This is a genomic window from Mesorhizobium sp. M7A.F.Ca.US.014.04.1.1, assembly GCF_003998745.1.
GTDB classification, from domain to species: Bacteria; Pseudomonadota; Alphaproteobacteria; order Rhizobiales; family Rhizobiaceae; genus Mesorhizobium; species Mesorhizobium ciceri.
The window spans coordinates 1-1449 of the sequence record NZ_RZRW01000949.1 but is presented as its reverse complement, the minus strand read 5'-3'; the positions used below and the strand labels follow the sequence as shown (position 1 = coordinate 1449).

2 protein-coding genes are annotated in these 1449 nt (G+C 62.0%); both read right to left on the bottom strand.

Annotation, left to right across the window (positions count from 1 at the left end):
* A partial coding sequence (locus EOA22_RS33420; RefSeq protein ID WP_164756174.1) for an LLM class flavin-dependent oxidoreductase occupies nt 1-1018 on the bottom strand: 1018 nt, incomplete at its 3' end.
* A 39-nt stretch (nt 1019-1057) separates the two neighbouring features.
* Nucleotides 1058-1449 (bottom strand): aldehyde dehydrogenase family protein (locus tag EOA22_RS33415; RefSeq protein ID WP_127390604.1); only part of this gene is annotated, 392 nt, incomplete at its 5' end.

The following is a 1449-nucleotide window of genomic DNA, read 5'->3' as shown; positions in this document are numbered from 1 at the left end:
CCTCGTCGACGAACAGCCGGATCGTCTTCTTCTGCAGCTCGAACGGTAGGTTGAAGGTCAGCCCCAGGCAGTACTGGTCGACGCCGGCGGCCTCGTAGTCCTCAAGCTTCTCGATGATCTCGTCGGGCGTGCCGAACATCAGGTTCTTGCGGATGCTCTCGGGATTGTAGTTGTCCTTGCCCTTGACGCTTTCATAAGGCACAGCCTCGGGGAAACCGTTCTTTACCGTGCCGATGTTCTGGAAGAGGTTCTCGAAGGAGCGCCCGTAGTCGATGGCGTGGCGGACCGCGACTTCCCAGTCCTCCGGGCGATCGTAGATGCAGGTGCGGCGTTGCATCATCAGGCGTGGGCGCGGCACTTCCGGATGGTCGGCGACCGCCTTGCGAAATTTTTCGCCGAGCACGGCAATCTCGGCCGCGGGCGCTGAAAGCGGCGTCGACAGGATGTTGGCACCGATGCCTACGGCCCAGTCGAATGTGCCGGGGTCACGTGCCGCCACCCAGATCGGCGGATGCGGCGTCTGCAATGGCTTGGGCACGCCCGCGGCCAGCGGAAACTTCCAATAGTGGCCGTCATGCGCATAATCATCGGCCCACAGTTTCTTCACTGCCGGCACCAGTTCCTTGAGATAGGCGACACCCTCCTGCTGCGGCATGCCGCCGGCCATGCGGTCGAACTCGTATTGATAGGAGCCACGGGCTATGCCGAACTCCAGCCTGCCGCCGGTCAGGTGATCGCAAAGGGCGGCTTCGCCAGCCAGCCGGATCGGGCTCCAGTACGGCGCCACCAGCGTCGAGGTGCCAAGCCGGATCTGCTGCGTGTGCTGCGCCAGCCAGGTCAGGGTCATCAACGGATTGGGCGAGATGGTGCACTCGATCGTATGATGCTCTGCCGTCCACAGCGTCTCGAAGCCGCCCGCGTCGGCCATCTGCGCCAGCTCGAGCAGATTGCTCTTCACCTTCGACATCGGCATGTCGGGCGAGAAGCGCTCCATGGTCAGCGACACTGCAAATTTCATTTCTGTTGTCCCGTCCTTTGTGGTCGGTGTGGGTGATGCTCAGCGCAGGCGGATGACGAATGGGTCCTGCATGAGCCCGGAATAATCGATCATGATGTTCTTCAGCCGCGAGCACTCCTCCATCACGTCGAAGCCTCCCCTGCGGCCATAGCCGCTTTCCTTGAAGCCGCCATTGGCCGACATGAACGACGAGGCGCGATAGGTGTTGATCCAGACGGTTCCGGCATCGACATTGCGGGCAAAGCGCAGCGCGCGGTCGATGTCCTTGGTCCAGATGCCGGAGGACAGTCCGTAGCGCGTGTCATTGGCGAGCGCGGTCATCTCCTCTTCCGACGAGAAGGGGATGACGCCGACGACCGGACCGAAGATTTCCTCCTGCATGAAGTCCATGTCGTTGCGGGCGTCGACCATGACGGTCGGCTCGAAATACC